Genomic DNA, 22,436 nt, shown 5'->3' on the forward strand with positions numbered 1-22,436 from the left:
AATTGAACTTCGAATTTTCTTCGTGCGATGCGACACTGCCGAAGCCTTCCTTGTCCTGCGGGACAGGCGGGCAGGTGATACACTTAAGAGTGAAACGTCCGAATGTGGCTCACCGCCTGCCCCGAGGAAAGCGAGCTACCTGTAACGGGAATCAACATCTTTCAAGAGCTACAGAGTTTACTAATCAGTTTATTATTTTTTTAAACGAAACACTAAATCTTCATCCGGTGTCACATAAAGCGTCTGCTGATTATCATAAATGACAAATCCAGGCTTTGCTCCGTTTGGTTTTTTTACATGCTTGACTAACGTATAATCAACGGGTACTGAGCTGGAATTCTTTGCTTTGCTGAAAAATCCTGCTAAAACTGCAGCTTCTTGAATTGCTGATTCACTTGGAGATGATGAGCGAATAAGCACATGAGAGCCTGGAATGTCTTTTGTATGAAGCCATGTTTCATTCGCTCGAGAAAGTTTAAACGTTAGAAAATCGTTTTGCTTATTGTTCTTTCCAACCAAGATTTCGGTTCCGTCGGTAGCAACGAATTTCTCTGGCTGAGGGGTCTTGGTTTGTTTTTTCTTATTTTTACTTTGCCGGTGTTTTAAATAACCGCCTTCTCCAAGCTCTTCTCGAATTTCTTCAACGTCTTTCATGGATGCAGAATCCATCTGAACGATTAATCTTTCAAAATAAAGCAATTCATTCTTTGACTTTTCTATTTGCTCTTTGATGATTGAAACAGATTTTTTTAACTTTGCGTATTTTTTAAAGTAGTTTTGTGCATTATCTGCAGGCGTTTTAAGCGGATCAAGATCAATCTTAATTAATGGCTGGTCCTCTGAGAAATAATCCTCAACTTCTATTTCTTTATCGCCCTTTTTTGCTAAATACATATACGCAGTAAGCAGTTCACCTTTTCTTTGGTACTCTTCAGCATTGACAGTTTGCTGAAGTTCTCTTTCTAGTTTGCCAATCTTTTTCGTGATTTTGTCATACTCGTTTGACAAGTATTTTTCAAGATCATTTGCCTGCTGTTTAATCCGATCTCGGTCAGCTTTTCCATAGAAAAAGCGATCGAGCATTTTGCTTACGGTATCAAAAAGGCGGTTCTCACCTGTAACATGATTTAACGGAATGACTGAAAAGTATTCTTTCTTTTCATTTGTAATCATTTGAGGTTCGTAGTTTTGCTCTGATAAAGGCTTCATTATTTCAAAAAATGCGTCCGCAACTTCCTCTTTAACGGATAGACCGGCTCTGTGAACAATTTCTTTTGCGATCAATGGAGAGAACCCGCTGAATCGGGCCACAAGCTGCTTATCTAATTTCCCTTCGTTCCAGGAAATTCTTGAAATAAAGTCTTCCTTATTTGTAATAGTAAAAGGATTGGTTTTCTCCTGTGCAGGAGGCATCACATATTGAAAACCTGGAAGAATGGTTCTGTGACGATTTTGAAAGCTGGGAACATGTTTGATGCTATCGACAATCTTTTCTGATTTTTCGTCAACTAAAATAATGTTGCTATGTCTGCCCATGATCTCTACGTATAGTACCTTTGTTGTTTCATCCCCGATCTCATCACGGTTTTTTACAGTGATCTTAATGATTCTCTCCACATCAAGTTGTTCGATCTTTTCGATAAAAGCCCCTTCTAAATGCTTTCTGAGCAGCATACAAAACATGGGTGGAGTATCTGGATTTTCATATGTGTGTTCAGTCAGATGAACTCTCGCAAACGAAGGATTGGCAGATAACAAAAGCTTATGGTTCTTTCCGTTCGCTCTGATTGTAAAAACGAGATCAGTCTTATGTGGCTGATACACTTTTGAAATTCTGCCTGACGTAAGTGTGTTTTGTAATTCTGTAGTAATTGCACGTGTCATTATTCCATCAAAACTCATGATTTGGTTCACCTCTTTTTTCTGATTCATAGTATAGCATTTTTGGGGACATGCCTGCATATAAATGCTATTAACTAATCTTATTAGAGGTGGAAGCTATGAATTGGTACCAGCTGCCGCAAGACGAAATTGAATCCATACTGAACAGCAGAATGGAAGAAGGGCTCACGAAGAGCGAGCAAGAACGACGGTTAAAGCTAGATGGACCGAACCAGTTAGAAGAAGGCAAGAAGCAGTCTGCCATTTTAATGTTCCTTGCACAGTTCAAAGATTTTATGGTTTTAGTATTACTAGCTGCGACGTTGCTTTCTGGTTTTTTAGGAGAATATTTAGACGCTATTGCCATCATCTTGATCGTTGTCATGAATGGTATTCTAGGGTTTATTCAAGAGAGAAAAGCAGAGAAGTCTCTTGCTTCCCTAAAAGAACTTTCTGCACCGACGGCACAGGTTTTAAGAGAAGGGAAATGGGTGTCGATCGCCGCAAAAGATGTCGTAACAGGTGATGTGATCAAAGTAAAAAGTGGCGATAGAGTGGGTGCAGATATTCGATTATTAAAGACGTCAGGTCTGCAAATCGAGGAGTCAGCACTAACCGGGGAATCCGTTCCTGCCCAAAAGCATAACAACCTCCTTTCAGCGGATGATCTAAACCTTGGTGATCAAGAGAATATGGCGTTTATGGGAACGATGGTCACGAGAGGAACAGGACAAGGTATCGTTGTTGCAACGGGAATGAAAACAGAAATGGGTAAGATCGCACATTTGATTCAAACAGCGGAAAACATTGCAACACCTCTTCAAATGAAGCTTGAACAACTTGGTAAGATCTTAATCGCACTTGCCCTACTCTTAACCGTACTTGTTGTACTTGCAGGGGTGATGCAAGGGCATGATCTTTACAGCATGATATTAGCTGGAGTATCACTTGCTGTTGCAGCTATTCCTGAAGGACTCCCCGCGATCGTTACAATCGCACTAGCGCTTGGCGTACAAAAGATGATTCGAAAGCGCGCCATTGTCCGAAAACTTCCTTCTGTTGAAACGCTTGGGTGTGCAACCGTCATTTGTTCTGATAAAACGGGTACACTTACGCAAAATAAAATGACTGTTACCCGAATTTGGTCTCAAGGCAGACAATGGACGGTCAATGAAGATGGTTTTGAAGTTGTTGGAGCAGCTATTCAAGAGAATAAACGAGAAGATAAGCTGACAGAAGTATTGGCATATGCGGCACTTTGTAACAATGCATCGATTGAAGAAGGAAAGAAAGGTGGACTGCTGGAAATTGGTGATCCGACTGAGACCGCTTTACTTGTCAGTGCGTATAAAGCAGGTATTACAAAAGAGTCTTTGAGTGAACAGTTTACCCTCCAGCATGAGTTTCCTTTTGATTCTACACGTAAGATGATGAGTGTGGTTGTTCAAGATACAGATGGTAATCAGATGCTCGTAGTAAAAGGAGCACCAGATGTATTATTGGAAAAGAGTGATTACATTGTATGGGACGACAAAAAGCAATTAATAAAACAAGCACATAAAGAAAGAATTAAAGAAGCGATCTACGCGCTTGGAAGTCAGGCCCTCCGAACGATCGCCGTTGCCATTCGTCCGTTAAAAGAGGGAGAGTATTATTCGCAAGCCTCTTTTGCAGAAAGAAGTCTCACTTTTATCGGGCTGCAAGGTATGATGGACCCGCCTCGTCCTGAGGTTGAAGAAAGTATAAGAGATTGTCAGACTGCAGGAATCAAAACGGTTATGATAACAGGTGACCATGTTGTTACGGCTGCAAGTATAGCGAAAAAGTTAAACATGCTTCCAGAAGGCGGAAGAGTTATGGAAGGTGCGGAACTCGCGCAGTTAAGTGATGATGAGCTGGATAAAGTTTCTGAAGATGTTTATGTATACGCAAGGGTATCACCTGAACACAAATTAAAAATTGTAAAGTCATTGCAGCGTAAAGGTCATGTAGTAGCGATGACAGGTGATGGGGTAAATGATGCGCCTGCGATAAAGTCTGCTAATATTGGTATTGCAATGGGTATTACAGGAACTGATGTGGCTAAAGAGGCATCCTCCCTCGTTCTCGGAGACGACAACTTTGCTACAATTCGTTCTGCAATAGAAGAAGGAAGAAATATCTATGAAAATATCAGAAAGTTTATTCGTTATCTGCTCGCATCCAATGTGGGTGAGATTTTGGTCATGCTGTTTGCGATGATCATGGGATTGCCATTACCCTTAGTTCCAATTCAAATATTATGGGTAAACCTAGTGACAGACGGTTTACCTGCAATGGCCCTCGGTGTCGATCAGGCGGAAGAAGATGTGATGAGAAGAAAGCCAAGACAAGCAAAAGAAGGTGTCTTCTCACGGGGACTGGGCTGGAAAATTATTTCTCGCGGATTCTTAATAGGGGCTGCCACAATCTTAGCGTTTTGGGTCACGTTAAAAGAAAACCCGGATCAACTGATCGTCGCACAATCAGTCGCATTCGCCACGTTAGTTATGGCTCAATTAATACACGTATTTGATTGCCGCAGCGAACGTTCCGTTTTTCATAGAAATCCGTTCCAAAACGGATATCTGGTGCTAGCGGTCATTTCATCCATTCTTTTGCTGCTTGTTGTTATGTATGTTGAGCCATTGCAGAACATCTTCCATACTGTTCCGCTTTCTGTAAGACAATGGCTGCTCGTCATGGGCATGGCGTCCATTCCAACATTTGCTTTAGCTGGTTTTCAGTTGTTTAAAAGAGAAGCACGATAAAATATAAAGCTGGCTCTCGTGGAGGGGAGCCAGTTTCGTTTGTATTATGCTAAACTTGATAAAAACGGTGCTCGTGCAGCGGCTGAAAAGCATGCTGGACGAGCGATTCCAGACTTTTACGAGCGATTCCAGACTTTTACGAGCGATTCCAGACTTTTACGAGCGATTCCCAAGCATAAACAGATCAGCATGGCGTTCTTCAAGGAATAAGGCTCAGCTTTCAAATTTTCTAGCTCTTTACGTAATTTCCTTAAAAAAAGGGAAATTTGTTTAGATTTCAGGATTTATGTGCTAAAATATAAGAACATGTGTACAGTTTTTCACAATATCGTACTACTAGCGTATGACCCGTTATTCCATTTGGCTAGAATAGTAGCAGGTTAGGGGCGTTTAGAGATGAAATTAATTAATATTGGGTACGGAAATATTGTTGCTGCTCACCGGATTATTGCGGTAGTCAGTCCTGAATCTGCACCGATCAAACGATTAATCACGGTTGCGCGAGAAAAGAACATGCTGATTGATGCTACATATGGCCGCAGAACGAGAGCGGTTGTAGTGACTGACAGTGATCATGTCATCTTGTCAGCTGTACAGCCAGAAACTGTAGCTCACAGACTGATGTCAGTTGATGAGGGCTCAGAAGAAAGTTAGGTTGTGGAGGTTTTTATGGAAAAAGAAAGAGGCATTCTGTTTGTACTTTCCGGTCCGTCTGGTGTTGGAAAAGGAACTGTATGTAAAGCGCTTCGAGAACAAAAGCTGGACATTCAATACTCCGTTTCAGCCACGACTAGAAAGCCGCGTGAAGGCGAACGGCATGGGGTAGAATACTTCTTTAAAACAAAAGAAGAGTTCCTAAACATGATCGAAAATAAAGAACTGCTCGAGTGGGCAGAATATGTTGGCAACTATTATGGTACACCGATTGAATATGTGAACCAAACGCTTGATGAAGGCAAAGATGTAATCCTAGAAATTGAAGTGCAAGGTGCGCTTCAAGTTAAAAACATTTTCCCAGAAGGAGTATTTATCTTTTTAACACCTCCAAGTCTGGATGAATTAAGAAGTCGTATTGTTGGTCGCGGCACAGAAACAGAAGATTTGATCAACAATCGTATGTCTGTTGCCAAAGAAGAAATTGAACTTATGAGACACTATGACTATTCTGTTGTAAATGATGAGATTGATTCAGCTTGTAATCGAATCAAAGCAATCATTACGACCGAACATTGCCGTGTGGACAGAGTTCGTCCAAAATACGAAAAAATTTTAGGAGATGACCAATAATGCTATATCCATCCATCGACTCTCTTATGGAAAAAATAGATTCCAAATATTCTCTAGTAACTCTTAGTTCCAAGCGTGCTAGAGAAATTCAGCAGTATGACAACCAACAGATCGCAAAACCGGTTTCACACAAGTTTGTTGGGAAAGCACTTGAGGAAATTCAGTCTGGTGTCTTAACAAAAGTTGGAGAAACACCTGAAGATTAATTGAACATCGAAAAAATATACAACCTTGACAAAAGGTTGTTATTTTTTTGTTTATAAACTGTTTCATTTATTTCATACGTAATAATGCTGTAAAATAGATAGGGAATGTATAAGAAATGCGCGGCGGAAGGGGTTTATTATGGAAAAGAAAAAAATATTGCTTGCCGTATCAGGCGGAATTGCTGCATATAAGGCAGCTACTGTAGCAAGCAGATTATATCAAAGCGGATATGATGTAAAAGTAATCTTGACTCATGCTGCTCAAAAATTCATTACACCACTTACCTTTCAAACGCTGACACGGCAAGAAGTTTTTACAGATACGTTTGAAGAGAAAGAACCTGCTGTTGTAAGCCATATTGATCTTGCAGATTGGGCTGATCTTGTATTGATTGCTCCTGCGACAGCGAACGTGATTGGAAAACTCGCGAACGGCATTGCAGATGATATGCTTACAACCACTCTGCTTGCAACAAAAGCAGATGTTTTGGTCGCGCCTGCTATGAATGTGAACATGTTTAATCATCCGGCAGTAAAGAAAAACATGGAGACACTCTCCACATTTGGCTGGCGTTTTATTGAACCGAACGAAGGACTTCTTGCTTGCGGTTGGATCGGGAAAGGGAGACTTGCAGAGCCTGAAGAGTTAATTGAATCGGTTCATACTTATTTTAATGAAAAGAAAACGGAGCAAACAGCACCTCTAAAAGGAAAGAAAGTTCTTGTTACGGCAGGACCTACAAGAGAAGAACTTGATCCCGTTCGTTATTTCACGAATCATTCTTCTGGTAAAATGGGCTACGCAATTGCTGCTGCCGCTAAAGAATTAGGTGCTGATGTAACACTAGTAACGGGACCTACTTCTATTTCCATTCCTAGTGGTATAGCAGTTGCAAAAGTGACTTCAGCTAAAGAGATGTATGACGCTACACTTTCCCGTTTCAGCGAACAGGATGTTGTGATTAAATGTGCAGCAGTCGCTGATTATACGCCGACTATTGTTCATCACAATAAATTTAAGAAGAAGAACGACACATGGACGATCGAATTGAAGAAAACTGATGATATCCTACAAGCGTTAGGTGAGAGAAAGGAACATCAAGTATTAATAGGCTTTGCTGCAGAAACTGAAAATCTTGAAGACTATGCCAAAGACAAGCTCATCAGAAAGAACCTGGATATGGTTGTCGGAAATGATGTATCAAAAGAAGGATCAGGTTTTGGCAGTGATACGAATGAAATTATGATGATTAAAAAGGATGGATCGGTGAAAACTCTGCCGATTCTTTCTAAAGAAAAAGCAGCAAGAGAAATTTTTGAAGAAGTGATGGAATTGATGAATCGATGATAGCCGCTGTTGTGGTAGACGTTCCATCAGGCAGTGTGAATAAAACCTTCGACTACAAGGTCCCTTCTGAATGGGAGACATGGGCAGAACCCGGGATGAGGGTTATCGTTCCGTTTGGACCAAGAAAACTTCAAGGGTTCATTCTGGAGGTGAAATCGTCATCACCTGTAAAAGGAATGAAAAACATTTCTGAAATTCTCGATCCGCTTCCAGTATTAACTTCTGAACTTATAGAGCTTGGCAGATGGCTAGCAGAGAATACGCTAAGTTTTTATATTACGGCTTATCAAGCGATGCTGCCTGCAGCGATGAAAGCAACCTATGAGAAAAGCTTTCAAGTGCTGCAGCCTGAAAAGCTGCCAGACACGATTGCACCACTTTTTTTAGCATCAAGTGAAATCAATGTAAATGATGTAACAAAAGAAAATCCACATTTATTACAGACTCTGCAGTCTCTCTCAAAAGAGGGAGTACTTGATGTAGTGTATAAGGTTAAAAATAAAGCAAATAAAAAGAAAGTAAAATTCGTTTCATTGGCAGATCAATCTTTAGCTGCTGAGATCTTGGGACAAAACCAAAAGAAAGCCGAAAAGCAAAAAGCGCTACTTAATGAACTGCTTCACAGACCACCTGGAGAGTATCTTTTGCAAGAGATTTTAGCAGAAACAGGAGCTTCCCTTCCAACTGCTCAATCTCTGTTTAAAAAAGGAATTCTGACAATAGAAGAAAAAGAGGTTTATAGAGATCCCTTCCAAGGCCGAACGATGAAACGAACAGCGCCACTTCCTCTTACAGAAAATCAAGAAAATGCCATAAAACCGATTCTTGAATCAATTGAAAATCATAATCACGAAACGGTGCTTTTGCACGGTGTTACGGGAAGCGGGAAAACTGAGGTTTATTTGCAGTCGATTCAATCCGTACTTGATAAAGGGAAAGAAGCGATTGTGCTTGTTCCTGAAATCTCACTTACACCACAGATGGTTAACCGGTTTAAAGGCAGATTCGGAAGTGCGGTTGCTGTGCTGCACAGCGGATTATCAATCGGTGAAAAATACGATGAATGGCGCAAAATTTTGCGGAAAGAAGTTTCTGTCGTTGTGGGAGCACGTTCCGCCATATTTGCACCTTTTCAAAATTTAGGCATCGTTATCATAGATGAAGAACATGAAACAAGCTATAAACAAGAAGATCATCCACGCTATCATGCAAGAGACGTAGCCATCTGGAGAGGAAAGTATCACTCCTGTCCGATTGTACTCGGCAGCGCTACACCATCATTAGAGACGTATGCTAGAGCACAAAAAGGACGTTATCAGTTAGCCGAACTGGCCAATCGTGTGCATTCCAATCCGATGCCTGAAGTGACAATCGTTGATATGAGAGAAGAGCTGAAGAATGGAAACCGTTCGATGTTTTCACTTCCATTAATGGACAAGCTAAAAGAAGGACTAGAAAAACGTGAACAATCCGTTTTATTTCTTAATCGCAGAGGATATGCTTCTTTTATACTCTGCAGAGATTGCGGGTATGTGGCACAATGTCCCCACTGTGACATCTCATTAACCTATCATAAAAGATTCGGTGAATTAAAATGCCACTATTGCGGCTATAAAGAGAGTGTACCATCCGTTTGTCCATCTTGTACTTCAGAGCACATCCGATTTTTCGGAACAGGAACCCAAAAAGTTGAAGAAGAGCTCGCCAAAGTACTTCCTGAAGCGCGTGTCATACGGATGGACGTAGATACGACCTCAAAAAAAGGAAGTCATGAAAAGCTGTTAACAGCTTTTGAAAATGGTGAAGCTGATATTCTTCTAGGGACGCAGATGATCGCGAAAGGCCTCGATTTTCCTAAGGTAACGCTCGTAGGTGTACTTGCTGCTGATACGATGCTGCATCTGCCTGATTTCAGAGCTTCTGAAAAAACGTTTCAGCTTCTTACACAAGTTAGTGGTCGTGCAGGCAGACATGAACTAGAAGGCAAAGTAATTGTTCAGGGGTATGATATACAGCATTACAGCATTCAGCTTGCATCAAAGCATGATTATCACACCTTTTATCAACACGAGATGCAAACAAGGAAGCTGCACCAGTATCCTCCATTCTATTATTTAGGTTTATTGACGTTCAGCCATTTGGATCTGATGCAAGTTGTTGAAGCTAGTGAAAAAGCGGCGAGTTTTCTATCAAAGAGGCTATCACCTGAGAGTTTGCTATTAGGTCCCGTAACATCGCCTATCGCACGTGTGAAGGATAGATATCGCTATCAGGTCATGATAAAATACAAAAATGAGCCAAAGCTTAGAAACTGGTTTGAAGAAATTATGGCTCATTTTCAAAAAGATAAAGATATGAAAGAGCTGCAAATAACGGGGGATTTGAACGCCCAAACACTTATGTAGTTAGTTAAGGAGATAATAATGACAATTCGTAAAATCGTTGAACATCCAGACCCGGTTCTAGAAACGGAATGTAAATCAGTTACAACATTTGATAAGAAATTGAAGAAGTTAGTTCAAGATATGTTTGATACGATGTATGATGCTGAAGGTGTTGGACTTGCAGCACCTCAAATTGGCATCGCAGAGAGAATAGCTGTTGTAGATGTTGGGGATGAAAAAGGACAGATCGTTCTGATCAATCCTGTTGTTAAGAAAACATCAGGGAGCCAAACAGGTCCTGAAGGCTGCTTAAGCTTCCCGGGTCTTTTTGGTGATGTTGAACGTCCTTTTGAGGTTACGGTCACGGCGCAAGATGAAGATGGAAAAGAATTTACTATGAAAGCAAATGATTTTCTTGCTCGTGCGATTCTGCATGAAATCGATCATCTTCATGGCATATTATTTACCTCTAAAGTAATCGCCTATTACGAGAATGAGGAATTGGAGGGATAAAGATATGAAGGTTTTATTTATGGGAACCCCAGACTTTTCCGTACCCGTCCTTCGTCAGCTTGTTGTAGATGGCTATGATGTGGTTGGAGTGGTAACTCAGCCAGACAAGCCAGTAGGGAGAAAAAAAGAGATTAAACAAACACCTGTTAAAGAAGAAGCAATTAAACATGGAATTCCTGTGTATCAACCTATTAAACTGCGTGAAGACTATGAAGAAATAATAGCTCTTAATCCTGATTTAATCGTAACTGCTGCCTATGGACAGATCCTGCCAAAAGCCATCTTAGAAACACCAGAGCATGGTTGTATCAATGTCCACGCATCACTTCTACCAAAATATCGTGGCGGTGCTCCGATTCATAAGAGTATCATCGATGGAAACGACAAAACAGGGATCACCATCATGTATATGGTTGAAAAATTAGACGCAGGTGATATACTTACCCAAGTTGAAGTTCCGATCGAAGAAAACGATCATGTTGGTTCCATGCATGATAAATTAAGCGCTGCTGGAGCTAGATTATTGTCGGAAACTATTCCTCACCTTGTAGAAGGAAAGCTTACACCGATTAAGCAAGCTGATGAGGAAGTATCATTTGCTTGGAATATTACTCGTGAGCAGGAAAAAATTGATTGGACTTTAACAGGTGAACAGATTTACAACCATATTCGCGGACTTCATCCTTGGCCTGTTGCCTATACGTTCTTAAACGGAATGCCATTAAAGGTATGGTGGGGTGAAAAGCAAGAAACGTCTTCAGATTCAGAGCCTGGAACCGTAATCGGAGTTCAAGAAAACGGCCTTCAGGTAGCGACAGGAAATAAGACGAGTATTATTATTACAGACTTGCAGCCCTCAGGAAAAAAGAGAATGCTAGCAAGTGATTATCTTAAAGGAGCAAGCATTGCAAAAGGCTTGAAATTAGGTGAGTAGAGTTGGAAAACAACATTCGGGCGATCGCCCTGGACGTTTTACTTAAAATTGAACAAAATCAGGCTTACAGCAATTTGCAGCTAAATCAAACACTGCAAAACACATCCATAAAAAATGTGGATAAAGGCCTGTTAACAAATATCGTTTATGGAACGATTCAGCGTAAAAATACGATTGATTATTATTTAGATCAATTACTGAACAAACCTATTAAGAAAAAGGATCGCTGGGTATTAACATTATTAAGGCTTTCTATTTTTCAGATGCTCTATCTAGATCGTGTTCCAGATCACGCAATCATTCATGAAGCTGTAGAAATTACGAAACATCGGGGCAATCAAGGGTTGGCTGGTCTTGTAAACGGTATTCTGCGTAAATTGCAGCGAGAAGGTACTTCAGCAATGGATAAAAAAGCGGGTGAAGGCTCTGAAAAAGAAGCGCTAGAATACAGCATGCCCCAATGGCTATACGATCGCTGGAGCGAACAGTTCGGTCAGCAAAATGCAAAAAATATGGCAGAATCGAACTTGCTTGCTTCTTCAGTTACAGCAAGAGTGAACGTGAATAAAACAAGTAGGGAAGACGTTCTTCAGCTTCTTGAAGAAGAAGGAATTCTGGCTGAGGAAGGAGAATTGTCTCCTGAGGGTATTATAATCAAGGAAGGTTATCTTCCAGGAACAGAAGTGTACAAAAACGGTCTGGTAACCATTCAAGATGAAAGCTCCATGCTTGTTGCTCGAGCAGTTGCTCCAGTACCTGGTGAAAGCATTCTAGATACGTGTGCAGCACCTGGTGGAAAATCAACACATATGGCCGAAATGATGCAAGGACAAGGAAAGGTCGTATCACTCGATCTTCATGCACATAAGATCGACTTGATCAAAAAACAAGCCGGTCGTCTCGGACTTGAAAATATAGAGTCTTCCGTGTTGGATGCTCGTAAAGTTTCCGAAAAGTTCTCGTCTGAAACGTTCGATAGAGTACTTGTAGATGCACCTTGCAGCGGTTTTGGTGTTATCCGCAAAAAGCCAGATCTAAAGTGGTCAAAAACAGAAGAAGATGTAATGAGACTGACAACGATCCAAAGAGATATTTTAGATTCAGCATCAGACATGGTCAAAAAAGGCGGGTTATTGGTCTACAGTACCTGTACGGTTGATAGGGAAGAAAACGACAGGGTTGCAGACTGGTTTTTAACAAACCACCCAGAATTCGAGTGGGATCCTCATTTTGCAGATAAAATGCCAGATACCGTGAAATCCTATATAATGGATGGAAGATCAGATCTTCAGATCATGCCTCATTATTTTAATAGTGATGGTTTCTATATCGCAGCATACAGAAAAAAGACAACAGGTGGTGAGAAACATGCTTAAACCATTAACAGAGAAACAAACAAAGCCAAATATTAAGCCTTCTATCTTCTCATTAGAGCTTCATGAGCTTGAAGCATGGCTTACTGATATTAGAGAGCCGAAGTTCAGAGGAAAGCAAATCTTTGAATGGCTTTATAAAAAACGTGTGTCTTCTTTTGAGGAAATGACAAATCTTCCTTTAGGTTTGCGTGAAAAACTTGAAAGAGACTATTATATAAAGCCTCTTAAAGAAGTGGTCCGTCAAGAATCATCTGACGGAACGATCAAATTCTTGTTTGAACTGCAAGACGGCTATTCGATTGAGACGGTGCTCATGAGACATGAATACGGGAATAGCATTTGTGTTACAACACAAGTAGGCTGTCGATTAGGATGTACATTTTGTGCATCAACATTAGGCGGATTAAAACGAAATCTTCAAGCGGGTGAAATTGTTGCGCAAGTTCTTCAAGTTCAACGAGCTTTGGATGAAACAGATGAAAGAGTAAGTTCTGTCGTTGTAATGGGAATTGGAGAACCTTTCGACAACTACGAAGGACTTATGTCGTTCTTGAAAATCATCAATCATGATCAAGGATTGAACATTGGGGCACGCCACATCACGATCTCAACAAGTGGTGTTGTACCATACATCTACAAGTTTGCTGATGAAGGCATGCAGATTAACTTTGCGATTTCACTTCATGCACCAAACACTGAAACAAGAAGCCGTTTGATGCCAGTAAACAGAATGTATCCATTAAATGAATTGATGGATTCGATCCGTTACTATATTAAGAAAACGGGCCGCCGAGTTACGTTTGAGTATGGTTTATTTGGAAAAGTAAACGATTCGGTTGATCACGCTAATGAGCTGGCTGACCTAATTAAAGATATCAAGTGTCACGTAAACTTAATTCCAGTAAACTATGTACCTGAAAGAGATTATGTAAGAACTCCAAAAACACAAATATTTAAGTTCTTAGAAACGTTAACCTCAAGAGGCATTAATGCCACCATCAGAAGAGAACAAGGACATGACATTGACGCAGCATGTGGTCAGCTGCGTGCGAAGGAACGTAAAGAAGAGACGAGGTGACGGGGAAATGCAAATTGCCTTTCAAACAGACGTTGGAATGGTAAGGAAGCATAATGAAGACAGCGGGGAAGTGTTCACAAAGGGTGAACACTTTCTTGCAGTTATCGCTGATGGTATGGGCGGACATAAAGCGGGGGACATAGCGAGTCAAGAAGCCCTTAATGTTTTAAAGGGAGCATGGGAAAGCTTTGAGGGAAACATAGATAGCCTAAAGGGCTGGCTCCTGAACGTGCTAAGAGATGCAAATAAGCATATCTTTGATTATTCTCAGCAAAATCCTGAAACAAGAGGCATGGGAACTACCATTGTTGCTGCGCTTGGAACAAAAAGTGAGATTACGGTTGCTCATATCGGAGACAGCCGCTGTTATTTATATTCAAATGGTGAGCTTAAAAGAGTAACAGATGATCACTCACTCGTACAAGAATTGGTTAAGTCTGGTCAGATCACAGAAGATGAAGCCGAGGTTCACCCGCGAAGAAACATGATCATGAAAGCTGTGGGAACTGATGAGACCGTAGAAGCAGAAGTGAATCATATCGTATGGAACAAAGGGGATTATCTGCTGCTTTGTTCAGACGGGCTATCTGATAAAGTGTCATTTAAGCGAATTCAGGAAGTTTTAGACGAAACGGATGAGAATGTAAATGATAAGGTAGAAAAATTAATTACGTGGGCAAAAGAGGCCGGTGGAGAAGATAACATTACTGCTATCCTTATACAGAATAGTTCTGACACAGAAACAAAAGGGGAAGCAATAACATGATTGGAAAAAGAGTCAGTGGCCGCTACAAACTTTTAGAAGTCATTGGTGACGGCGGAATGGCCATCGTCTATCGAGCAAAAGATTTACTTCTAGACAGAGATGTAGCAGTAAAAGTTCTTCGTTCAGAGTTTAATAAGGACGAAGATTTTATAAGACGCTTTAAAAGAGAAGCCGAATCGGCTACAAGTCTTGATCATCCGAACATTGTAAGTATCTATGATGTCGGAGAAGATGAAGAAATCTACTTTATTGTTATGGAATACGTGCAGGGAAAAACACTTAAACAATACATAAAAGAGCATGGAAAGATATCTGTAGAAGAATCTCTGCACATTATGAAGCAGATCGTTTCAGGGATGGCTGTCGCGCATGATCACGGCATCATACACCGAGATATTAAGCCGCATAATATTTTAATAACAGATAATGGCACAGCAAAGCTAACTGATTTTGGAATTGCTTTAGCTATTACTTCTGCAACGATTACACATACAAACTCCATTCTAGGGTCCGTTCATTACTTTTCTCCTGAACAAGCTAGAGGGGGTATTGCAAACGCTAAATCAGATATTTATTCCTTTGGTGCTGTACTCTACGAAATGGTAACAGGTAGGGTGCCTTTTGTAGGAGATTCACCAGTTTCTGTTGCGCTAAAGCATCTTCAAGAAAATGTAATTGAACCAAGAAGGTTAAATCCTGAAATCCCACAAAGCGTCGAAAATATCATCTTAAAGTCACTCGCTAAAAATCCTTTAAGAAGATATAACAGTGCTGATGAATTATTAAGAGATATGAATACAGCATTAGATCCTGATAGGATATACGAACAAAAGTGGAATGAAGAAAGTGAAGAAGATGAAAGAACAAAATATATCCCGCCAATCGTTTCCCAACTAGAACCGGTTGAAATAAAGGAAAAAAGCAGTGCAGCAGAAGAAGTGGAAAAGCAAGAAAAACCGAAGAAAAAAAGAAAATGGTGGCTGATTGTATTACTTTCCCTTCTGTTGTTAGGAGGAGCTGGTATTGCTGCCTTTACGATCCTTCCTTCTATTTTTCACGTTGAAGAAGTCAGCGTTCCGGATGTTGTTGGAGAGGAATATGTCGACGCTTTTGATAAGCTAAGGGCAGAGGGACTTGAAGTGAAACGGCAGGAAGTTTTTGATGCTGAAATTGAAGAAGGACATGTAGTTAGACAAGATCCTTCACCGGGTACAAAAGTAAAGCAACAAGCAATCATTACTTTATATGTATCAAAAGGCCCTGAGAAGGAAAATATGCCTGATGTAGAAGGTTACAATATTGATGAGGCTAAAGAACTTTTAAAAGAAAATGGTTTTACAAAGATCAATATTAATTACGAAGAGTCAGATACAGAACTTGAAGGAACTGTTCTCACCCAAAGTCCCGACAGAGACGAAAAGGTAACTCCTTCAGAAACAACGGTTACGTTAACGGTTAGTTCTGGAACGCCTACTGTTCAAGTTCAGAACTTGATTGGAGCAACAGAACAAGATGTTAAAACTTTTGCTGAAAATGCAGGATTAACAGTAGAGTTTTCAACGGAGTTTTCTGATACGGTAGAAAAAGGGAAAGTCATTTCTCAAAATCCTTCTCCGTTCACTCAAGTGGAAAAAGGTGCAACCATCTCTGTCGTTTTATCAGATGGTCCAGAAGAACCTGAAGAGTCTGAAGAACCTCCTGCTGAAGATGAACAGCCTCCAGGAGAACGTACTACAACAAAACAAATTGAAGTTAAGCTTGGAAAAAAAGAAAAAAATGAACCTGTACGTGTCAGAATAGTATATTCGGATAAAAATGCGTCAAATGAAGTTTTCAAAGACGAAGAAATTACGGAAACGACAAATTATGATCTGCCTCTAACGATTGCTGAAGGCGGTTCGGCATCTTATGTTGTATATATCAATGACAAAGAACAAAAGAAGGAAACGATAAAATATGATGATATTAAGGAAGGGGACGATGGTGATTAAGCATGCCTGAAGGAAGAATTGTTAAAGCTCTCGCTGGTTTTTATTACGTTAAGGAAAATGAGAAGTCAGAAGTTTTCCAATGCAGAGGAAGAGGAAACTTTCGCAAAAAGAAAGTGAATCCACTGGTCGGTGACTGGGTAGAGTATGAGTCGACCAACATAACAGATGGTTATATTCTTGATGTGAAAGAACGAAAAAATGAACTAGTCCGTCCACCAATTGCTAACGTAGACCAAGCCATTCTCGTTTTTTCAGCAACAGAGCCAGATTTCAGCACGCTATTATTAGACCGATTCCTCGTCCATATTGAAGCTAATGATATTCTGCCTGTAATTTGTATTTCAAAAATGGACCTTGTTCAGCAACAAGAAGAAATGGATGAGATTCAGAGATACATTGAGATCTACAAACAATTAGGATACAAGGTAATTCCAACGTCAACAAAAACAGATGATAGCTTGGAAATGTTCTATCCATTGTTTAAAGACAAAGTAACTGTCTTTGCTGGACAGTCAGGTGTTGGTAAATCATCTTTATTAAATGCTATAAATCCAGAGCTGATGCTTGAAACGAATGAGATCTCTTCCCATTTAGGCAGAGGGAAACATACGACACGGCATGTAGAATTAATTCTTTTTGGTAATGGATTAGTAGCGGATACACCTGGTTTTAGTTCGCTTGATTTTATGAACATTGAAGCGGATGATCTATCCATGTATTTTCCAGAGATGAACGAGCTTCGAGGAGATTGCAAATTCAGAGGATGTTCACATACGTCTGAACCAAAATGTGCTGTAAAAAAGGGCGTAGAGGATGGAGTTGTTCCACAGTTCCGCTACGACCATTACGTGAGCTTTTTACAAGAAATTAAAGATCAAAAACGGAGGTACTAATGATTAAAATAGCTCCTTCCATTCTTTCTGCCGACTTTTCCAAGTTAGGCGAAGATATTAAAGCTGTAGAAGAAGCAGGTGCAGATTACATTCATGTAGACGTTATGGACGGCCATTTCGTACCGAATATAACGATCGGACCGCTTGTCGTTCAAGCGATACGCCCTGTGACTAAACTGCCTTTAGATGTACATTTAATGATTGAAAATCCAGACCAGTATATCGAAGCATTTGCACAAGCTGGGGCAGACATTATATCTGTTCATGTTGAAGCGACACCGCACTTGCATCGAACGATTCAATTTATAAAAAAACAAGGTGTAAAAGCGGGTGTGGTTATAAATCCTGCTACACCAGTTGATCTTATTAAACATATCATCCAAGACGTTGACCTTGTTTTGCTGATGACCGTAAATCCAGGATTTGGCGGACAAGCGTTTATTGAAAGTGTAGTTCCGAAAATTAAAGAAGTATCCGATATTGTGAAGACACAAGGCTTGGATGTTGAAATCGAAGTGGACGGCGGAGTTAATCCGGAAACCGCACAACGCTGTATAGAAGCAGGGGCTAATGTATTGGTAGCGGGTTCTGCCATTTACGGAAAAAAAGATTTAAAGGATGCAATTGAGTCCATACGTGGTGTATAATTGTACCGTATAATAAAATAAGCAACCACAGGGGGAGTCCTTTAAAGGGCTGAGAGGGGAGTGTTCTCCCGACCCTTTGAACCTGAAGCTGGATCATACCTGCGTAGGGATGTGGAGTCGAATGACTTTTTGAATTCAATCCTTGATGAATCTTAAAGCAACCGCGCTCACATGCCGGTTGCTTTTTTTATTTGTCTTTTGCTAAAAAGCTTAGGTTAGGCATACATTTTGAGCTTCAACCATCTTGCATGACAAAGCACGAAAAAATAAAGGAGGAGAAAAAATGAAGAATAACAATATTTCGTTATTAACAGAAATAGCAATTATGTCAGCTTTATCATTAATTTTAGGGATGATTAAATTCGCCGGACCATGGCCGCAGGGAGGATCTGTATCGCTTGAGATGGTTCCGATTTTCTTAATGGCCTTTAGAAGAGGCTTAAAAGCGGGGATATTTACAGGATTAGCGGTAGGTCTTCTTCAGCTTCTTGTTAACCCTTACGTTATCCACCCGGCACAAATGATTTTAGACTATCCGTTAGCGTTTGCTTTAGCAGGTGTTGCTGGTGCTTTTGCGCCATCTTTGGCACAAAACAAATCGAAAAGAACGATTTTGATGGTTACAGGTATTTTTGTTGGCTGTTTATTAAGAACGATCTCACACGTATTATCAGGAGTCATATTCTTTAGCGACCTGGCGGAGGAAATGAACATCTGGCTGTATTCTTTCATGTATAATGGATCGTTCATGATCGTTATTTTTGTCATTACATCACTTGTAGTTATTTTATTAACCAACACAGCACCAAAATTATTGCATGCTGCACGAAGCGGTTATACTACAGCGGCATGAAAATAAGGATCGTTGCAGGTGGTCCTGAGTATCTGATACCTGACCTGAATACCTATCACAGTTCACCCGATTGTGTGTGGGTCGGTGTTGACAGGGGCACATTGTATTTAATAGAGAAACAAATCACTCCAAATTACGCTTTTGGTGATTTTGATTCAGTTACAGCTATTGAAAAAAGAAAAATGGGTCAATTACAAATAAAAATAAACGAATACTGTTCAGAAAAAGATGCAACAGATATGGAAATCGCTTTAGAATGGGCATTGACTCAGAATCCCGAAGAAATTTTGTTATTTGGAGCATCTGGAGGAAGGCTAGATCATGAGTTGATGAACATACAGCTTTTATATAAAAGCCGTTATTGTTCTGCTTCTGTAAAACTAATTGATCTAAAAAATGAGATCTCACTTTACATGCCAGGCAGCTACAAAATTGAACAAGATGAAAAATACGATTATATTTCCTTTCTTTCACAGACTGACGAGGTTAGAGGAATAACATTGGAAGGATTTAAATATCCTTTAAAACATGCTGTTTTAACTGCTGGATCGTCATTATGCATCTCTAATGAGCTTGTAAATAAAAGTGGTACTTATTCTTTCGACTCCGGCATAATATTGATGGTAAAGAGCCGTGATTAAAAAATCACGGAATACAGGCCCCAAAGCACCTTTTTATAAAAAGGGGAATAAAGTATTTATTGGTTAGCTCTTATCATTTTTTATGGGCCTGGAGGAGGGGTAAGATGAAATTTTATACCATTAAACTTCCTAGATTCTTAGGGGGATTCGTACGTGCCATCTTAGGTTCTTTTAAAAAAGGATAACAAACAAAAAAAGCGCCCAGTGCGCTTTTTTTGTTTGTGTTCGTGTCCAGATCTGCTGCGGATGTGGTTACTGTCCACTTCAGCAGAAATACTGTCACCTTCAAGTTGCTTTCTTAAAAATAAAAAAAACAGCAGCGGCAGCTGCTGTTTTTATTTACACGCGTTCAACTTTGCCAGATTTAAGGGCACGAGCAGAAACGTATACGCGCTTAGGCTTACCGTCCACAAGAATACGAACCTTTTGAACGTTAGCTCCCCAGCTTTTCTTTGATTTGTTCATTGCGTGAGAACGCTTGTTACCAGTTTTAGGTCCTTTTCCAGTAATAAAACATTTACGAGCCATAGTAGGTGAACCTCCTTTACAGCAAAAAAGCTTTGCATCAATTCAATCGTATGTTAAATACTAAATAATATTAGCATGTCTAGAGAAGCAATGCAACATATTCGTGAAAGGTTTTCAAGTAAATTTCCTTGACAATACAAATTACATAGTGTGAAATGTAGTAGTCCTTTCAAAAAAGGCTAATCTATAGTAAAATATTTGTTAGCCATTTAACAATTTAAAGGGGGATGTAAGCATGTCCATTGAAATGAAAACAACCTATGGTCAAATTGATATTTCGAATGAAGTGATTGCCACTATCGCTGGTGGAGCCGCAATCGATTGTTATGGAATTGTTGGCATGGCATCAAGAAAGCAACTAAAGGATGGAATAACTGAACTTTTAGGACGTGAAAATTTCTCCCGAGGGATCGTTGTTCGCCAAGAGGAAGATGAAGTACATATCGACATGTATATCATCGTTAGTTATGGAACAAAGATTTCTGAAGTGGCTCATAACGTTCAGAACAAAGTGAAATATACCCTGGATCAAATGCTTGGTTTAGCGGTTGACTCGGTGAATATCTATGTTCAGGGTGTCAGGGTGACAACCCCTTAGTTAGGAGGAAGTTTTGTGTCTTTAAAAGTATTAGACGGAAAAAAGTTTTCAAAAATGGTGCTCGAGGGTGCTTCAAACCTATCTAGAAATGCAGCAATGGTCGATGCACTGAATGTATTTCCTGTTCCGGACGGTGATACAGGAACAAACATGAACTTAACGATTACTTCTGGTGCTAAAGAAGTAGAAAAAAATACTTCCAATAGTATCGGAGCTGTAGCAAGTGCTTTTGCAAAAGGGTTATTAATGGGAGCACGAGGAAACTCTGGAGTTATCCTTTCACAGTTATTTAGAGGTTTCTCTAAATCCATTGAAGGAAAAGACTCCATCTCAGCCGCTGAATTCGCTAATGCATTTGATAAAGGTGTAGAAACAGCTTATAAAGCAGTTATGAAACCAGTAGAGGGTACAATTTTAACTGTAGCAAAAGATGCAGCTAAAAAAGCAGTAAAAGAAGCAAAAAAGTCAGATGATATTTTATATATCATGAAAGAACTTGTAAAAGAATCTAAAGCTTCCTTAAACAGAACACCAGATCTTCTGCCAGTGCTAAAAGAAGTTGGTGTTGTTGATTCTGGTGGTCAAGGATTAGTTACGGTTTACGAAGGTTTCCTAGCAGTGCTTGAAGGTAAAGAACTCCCTAAAGTCTCTGTTAACGCACCTTCCATGGGGGAGCTTGTCAACGCTGAACATCATAAAGCTCAGATGCATATGAAAACGGAAGATATTCATTTCGGATACTGCACTGAATTCATGGTAAGATTCGAAGACAAAAAAATTAAGAAGAATCCGTTTGATGAAACTAATTTCCGTAATGAGTTAAGTCAGCATGGTGATTCTCTTTTAGTGGTTGCTGATGATGACGTAGTTAAGGTTCACATTCATACTGAACAGCCAGGTAATATGCTGACACTAGCACACCGTTATGGCAGTTTGATCAACATTAAGATTGAAAATATGCGTGAACAGCATTCAGCTATCCTAGAAAGTGAAAATGAAGTGGTTCCTTCCTATTCACAACCTGTTACTGAAAAGAAGAAGGAATATGGCATTGTAACGGTTGCGATGGGTGAAGGCATTGAAGAAATGTTTTCTTCGATGGGAGCATCAGTTATTCAAGGTGGTCAAACCATGAATCCGAGTACGGAGGATATTGTAAAAGCCATCTCTGAGGTTCATGCAGAAAAGGTATTTATATTACCGAACAACTCGAACATTATCATGGCTTCTGAACAGGCTGCAAGTGTAGTTGAGCAAGAAGTGGTAATCATTCGTACCAAGACCGTACCGCAAGGGATTGCTTCTATCCTGGCTTTCAACCCTTCTGCTGATATGAAGGAGAATGAAAAGAAGATGAATGAAGCCATCTCCTCAGTGAAGTCTGGACAAGTCACGTATGCTGTTCGTGATACTTCAATTGACGGTGTTGAAATCGCAAAAGGAGATTTCATGGGAATCTCTGAAGGTAAAATTATCACTTCAAAGACTGACAAACAAGAAGTGACGAAAGAGCTTTTAACAAAGATGTTGGATGAAGATTCTGAGATCGTAACCATTATTTATGGAGAAGATAGTTCTGAGGAAGAAGCACAGGAACTTGCTGAATTTATTGAAGAGAAGTTCCCTGATGCTGAAGTTGAGATTCATAACGGAAAACAGCCAATCTATTCATTCATTTTGTCAGTAGAGTAAAAAATGAAAAGTATTCTCTCTTAAACTTAAA

At 40.0% G+C, this 22,436-nt stretch carries 22 protein-coding genes and 1 riboswitch; of the genes, 20 read left to right on the forward strand and 2 right to left on the reverse strand.

Annotation, left to right across the window (positions count from 1 at the left end; translation table 11 throughout):
• Window positions 1-192: 192 nt before the first annotated feature.
• Window positions 193-1,902: an Rqc2 family fibronectin-binding protein gene (locus AWM68_RS09795; RefSeq protein ID WP_066240623.1), complete on the reverse strand. Its 1,710-nt coding sequence runs from the start codon at window positions 1,900-1,902 to the stop codon at window positions 193-195.
• A 98-nt stretch (window positions 1,903-2,000) separates the two neighbouring features.
• On the opposite strand from AWM68_RS09795, the gene AWM68_RS09800 reads away from it, so the two are divergent.
• The 18 genes from AWM68_RS09800 (at window position 2,001) to spoVM (ending at window position 19,772) form a co-directional block, all read left to right on the forward strand.
• Window positions 2,001-4,670: a calcium-translocating P-type ATPase, SERCA-type gene (locus AWM68_RS09800; RefSeq protein WP_066240625.1), complete on the forward strand. Its 2,670-nt coding sequence runs from the start codon at window positions 2,001-2,003 to the stop codon at window positions 4,668-4,670.
• Between the two features lie 39 nt (window positions 4,671-4,709).
• Window positions 4,710-4,880 (forward strand): hypothetical protein, encoded by a 171-nt coding sequence (locus AWM68_RS21415; protein ID WP_156488375.1) that lies wholly within the window; start codon window positions 4,710-4,712, stop codon window positions 4,878-4,880.
• Between the two features lie 186 nt (window positions 4,881-5,066).
• Window positions 5,067-5,324: an extracellular matrix/biofilm regulator RemA gene (gene remA / locus AWM68_RS09805; protein WP_066240628.1), complete on the forward strand. Its 258-nt coding sequence runs from the start codon at window positions 5,067-5,069 to the stop codon at window positions 5,322-5,324.
• A 15-nt stretch (window positions 5,325-5,339) separates the two neighbouring features.
• Window positions 5,340-5,957, forward strand: coding sequence for a guanylate kinase (gene gmk, locus AWM68_RS09810; protein ID WP_066240630.1), 618 nt, complete (start codon window positions 5,340-5,342; stop codon window positions 5,955-5,957).
• The gene (gene rpoZ / locus AWM68_RS09815) at window positions 5,957-6,163 is read left to right on the forward strand and encodes a DNA-directed RNA polymerase subunit omega (RefSeq protein WP_066240633.1); all 207 of its coding nucleotides are present in this window, start codon (window positions 5,957-5,959) and stop codon (window positions 6,161-6,163) included. The genes gmk and rpoZ overlap by 1 nt, the downstream gene beginning before the upstream one ends.
• Before the next feature lie 136 nt (window positions 6,164-6,299).
• Window positions 6,300-7,511: a bifunctional phosphopantothenoylcysteine decarboxylase/phosphopantothenate--cysteine ligase CoaBC gene (gene coaBC, locus AWM68_RS09820; RefSeq protein ID WP_066240635.1), complete on the forward strand. Its 1,212-nt coding sequence runs from the start codon at window positions 6,300-6,302 to the stop codon at window positions 7,509-7,511.
• Window positions 7,508-9,916: a primosomal protein N' gene (gene priA / locus AWM68_RS09825; protein ID WP_066240638.1), complete on the forward strand. Its 2,409-nt coding sequence runs from the start codon at window positions 7,508-7,510 to the stop codon at window positions 9,914-9,916. The genes coaBC and priA overlap by 4 nt, the downstream gene beginning before the upstream one ends.
• Window positions 9,917-9,934: 18 nt before the next feature.
• Window positions 9,935-10,408, forward strand: coding sequence for a peptide deformylase (def, locus tag AWM68_RS09830; protein WP_066240641.1), 474 nt, complete (start codon window positions 9,935-9,937; stop codon window positions 10,406-10,408).
• A gap of 4 nt (window positions 10,409-10,412) precedes the next feature.
• Window positions 10,413-11,342 carry a methionyl-tRNA formyltransferase gene (fmt, locus tag AWM68_RS09835; protein ID WP_066240643.1) on the forward strand — a complete coding sequence of 310 codons (930 nt, stop codon included), beginning with the start codon at window positions 10,413-10,415 and terminating at the stop codon, window positions 11,340-11,342.
• A 2-nt stretch (window positions 11,343-11,344) separates the two neighbouring features.
• Window positions 11,345-12,718, forward strand: a complete 1,374-nt coding sequence (rsmB, locus tag AWM68_RS09840) for a 16S rRNA (cytosine(967)-C(5))-methyltransferase RsmB (protein WP_066240645.1) — start codon at window positions 11,345-11,347, stop codon at window positions 12,716-12,718.
• Complete coding sequence (gene rlmN, locus AWM68_RS09845; protein ID WP_066240647.1) at window positions 12,711-13,796, forward strand: 23S rRNA (adenine(2503)-C(2))-methyltransferase RlmN; 1,086 nt, start codon at window positions 12,711-12,713, stop codon at window positions 13,794-13,796. The genes rsmB and rlmN overlap by 8 nt, the downstream gene beginning before the upstream one ends.
• Before the next feature lie 7 nt (window positions 13,797-13,803).
• Window positions 13,804-14,562, forward strand: coding sequence for a Stp1/IreP family PP2C-type Ser/Thr phosphatase (locus AWM68_RS09850; protein WP_066240651.1), 759 nt, complete (start codon window positions 13,804-13,806; stop codon window positions 14,560-14,562).
• Window positions 14,559-16,553 (forward strand): Stk1 family PASTA domain-containing Ser/Thr kinase, encoded by a 1,995-nt coding sequence (gene pknB / locus AWM68_RS09855; protein ID WP_066240654.1) that lies wholly within the window; start codon window positions 14,559-14,561, stop codon window positions 16,551-16,553. Before AWM68_RS09850 ends, pknB begins: the two co-directional genes overlap by 4 nt.
• 2 nt (window positions 16,554-16,555) lie before the next feature.
• Window positions 16,556-17,446 (forward strand): ribosome small subunit-dependent GTPase A, encoded by an 891-nt coding sequence (gene rsgA / locus AWM68_RS09860; protein ID WP_066240656.1) that lies wholly within the window; start codon window positions 16,556-16,558, stop codon window positions 17,444-17,446.
• Complete coding sequence (rpe, locus tag AWM68_RS09865; RefSeq protein WP_066240660.1) at window positions 17,446-18,093, forward strand: ribulose-phosphate 3-epimerase; 648 nt, start codon at window positions 17,446-17,448, stop codon at window positions 18,091-18,093. The genes rsgA and rpe overlap by 1 nt, the downstream gene beginning before the upstream one ends.
• A 20-nt stretch (window positions 18,094-18,113) precedes the next feature.
• Window positions 18,114-18,220: riboswitch (TPP riboswitch) on the forward strand.
• A gap of 156 nt (window positions 18,221-18,376) precedes the next feature.
• The gene (gene thiT, locus AWM68_RS09870) at window positions 18,377-18,946 is read left to right on the forward strand and encodes an energy-coupled thiamine transporter ThiT (RefSeq protein ID WP_066240666.1); all 570 of its coding nucleotides are present in this window, start codon (window positions 18,377-18,379) and stop codon (window positions 18,944-18,946) included.
• A complete protein-coding gene (locus AWM68_RS09875; protein ID WP_066240668.1) occupies window positions 18,943-19,587 on the forward strand; it encodes a thiamine diphosphokinase in 645 nt (214 codons plus the stop codon). The genes thiT and AWM68_RS09875 overlap by 4 nt, the downstream gene beginning before the upstream one ends.
• A gap of 104 nt (window positions 19,588-19,691) precedes the next feature.
• The gene (gene spoVM / locus AWM68_RS09880) at window positions 19,692-19,772 is read left to right on the forward strand and encodes a stage V sporulation protein SpoVM (protein WP_066240671.1); all 81 of its coding nucleotides are present in this window, start codon (window positions 19,692-19,694) and stop codon (window positions 19,770-19,772) included.
• Between the two features lie 154 nt (window positions 19,773-19,926).
• Here the strand turns inward: spoVM and rpmB are convergent, their stop codons facing one another.
• A complete protein-coding gene (gene rpmB, locus AWM68_RS09885; RefSeq protein ID WP_066240673.1) occupies window positions 19,927-20,115 on the reverse strand; it encodes a 50S ribosomal protein L28 in 189 nt (62 codons plus the stop codon).
• A 235-nt stretch (window positions 20,116-20,350) separates the two neighbouring features.
• On the opposite strand from rpmB, the gene AWM68_RS09890 reads away from it, so the two are divergent.
• Both AWM68_RS09890 and AWM68_RS09895 read left to right on the forward strand, forming a co-directional pair.
• A complete protein-coding gene (locus tag AWM68_RS09890) occupies window positions 20,351-20,713 on the forward strand; it encodes an Asp23/Gls24 family envelope stress response protein (RefSeq protein WP_066240675.1) in 363 nt (120 codons plus the stop codon).
• A gap of 15 nt (window positions 20,714-20,728) precedes the next feature.
• Window positions 20,729-22,405, forward strand: coding sequence for a DAK2 domain-containing protein (locus tag AWM68_RS09895; RefSeq protein ID WP_066240678.1), 1,677 nt, complete (start codon window positions 20,729-20,731; stop codon window positions 22,403-22,405).
• Window positions 22,406-22,436: the final 31 nt, after the last annotated feature.

This window comes from Fictibacillus phosphorivorans, from assembly GCF_001619875.1.
GTDB lineage: Bacteria > Bacillota > Bacilli > Bacillales > Fictibacillaceae > Fictibacillus > Fictibacillus phosphorivorans_B.

Excerpts from the sequence above, each read along its gene's own strand:
- AWM68_RS09795 (WP_066240623.1), bottom strand. The coding sequence starts at position 1,902 with ATGAGTTTTGATGGAATAATGACACGTGCAATTACTACAGAATTACAA.
- AWM68_RS09800 (WP_066240625.1), top strand. The coding sequence starts at position 2,001 with ATGAATTGGTACCAGCTGCCGCAAGACGAAATTGAATCCATACTGAAC.
- remA (WP_066240628.1), top strand. The coding sequence starts at position 5,067 with ATGAAATTAATTAATATTGGGTACGGAAATATTGTTGCTGCTCACCGG.
- gmk (WP_066240630.1), top strand. The coding sequence starts at position 5,340 with ATGGAAAAAGAAAGAGGCATTCTGTTTGTACTTTCCGGTCCGTCTGGT.
- rpoZ (WP_066240633.1), top strand. The coding sequence starts at position 5,957 with ATGCTATATCCATCCATCGACTCTCTTATGGAAAAAATAGATTCCAAA.
- priA (WP_066240638.1), top strand. The coding sequence starts at position 7,508 with ATGATAGCCGCTGTTGTGGTAGACGTTCCATCAGGCAGTGTGAATAAA.
- def (WP_066240641.1), top strand. The coding sequence starts at position 9,935 with ATGACAATTCGTAAAATCGTTGAACATCCAGACCCGGTTCTAGAAACG.
- fmt (WP_066240643.1), top strand. The coding sequence starts at position 10,413 with ATGAAGGTTTTATTTATGGGAACCCCAGACTTTTCCGTACCCGTCCTT.
- rlmN (WP_066240647.1), top strand. The coding sequence starts at position 12,711 with ATGCTTAAACCATTAACAGAGAAACAAACAAAGCCAAATATTAAGCCT.
- AWM68_RS09850 (WP_066240651.1), top strand. The coding sequence starts at position 13,804 with ATGCAAATTGCCTTTCAAACAGACGTTGGAATGGTAAGGAAGCATAAT.
- pknB (WP_066240654.1), top strand. The coding sequence starts at position 14,559 with ATGATTGGAAAAAGAGTCAGTGGCCGCTACAAACTTTTAGAAGTCATT.
- rsgA (WP_066240656.1), top strand. The coding sequence starts at position 16,556 with ATGCCTGAAGGAAGAATTGTTAAAGCTCTCGCTGGTTTTTATTACGTT.
- rpe (WP_066240660.1), top strand. The coding sequence starts at position 17,446 with ATGATTAAAATAGCTCCTTCCATTCTTTCTGCCGACTTTTCCAAGTTA.
- thiT (WP_066240666.1), top strand. The coding sequence starts at position 18,377 with ATGAAGAATAACAATATTTCGTTATTAACAGAAATAGCAATTATGTCA.
- AWM68_RS09875 (WP_066240668.1), top strand. The coding sequence starts at position 18,943 with ATGAAAATAAGGATCGTTGCAGGTGGTCCTGAGTATCTGATACCTGAC.
- spoVM (WP_066240671.1), top strand. The coding sequence starts at position 19,692 with ATGAAATTTTATACCATTAAACTTCCTAGATTCTTAGGGGGATTCGTA.
- rpmB (WP_066240673.1), bottom strand. The coding sequence starts at position 20,115 with ATGGCTCGTAAATGTTTTATTACTGGAAAAGGACCTAAAACTGGTAAC.
- AWM68_RS09890 (WP_066240675.1), top strand. The coding sequence starts at position 20,351 with ATGTCCATTGAAATGAAAACAACCTATGGTCAAATTGATATTTCGAAT.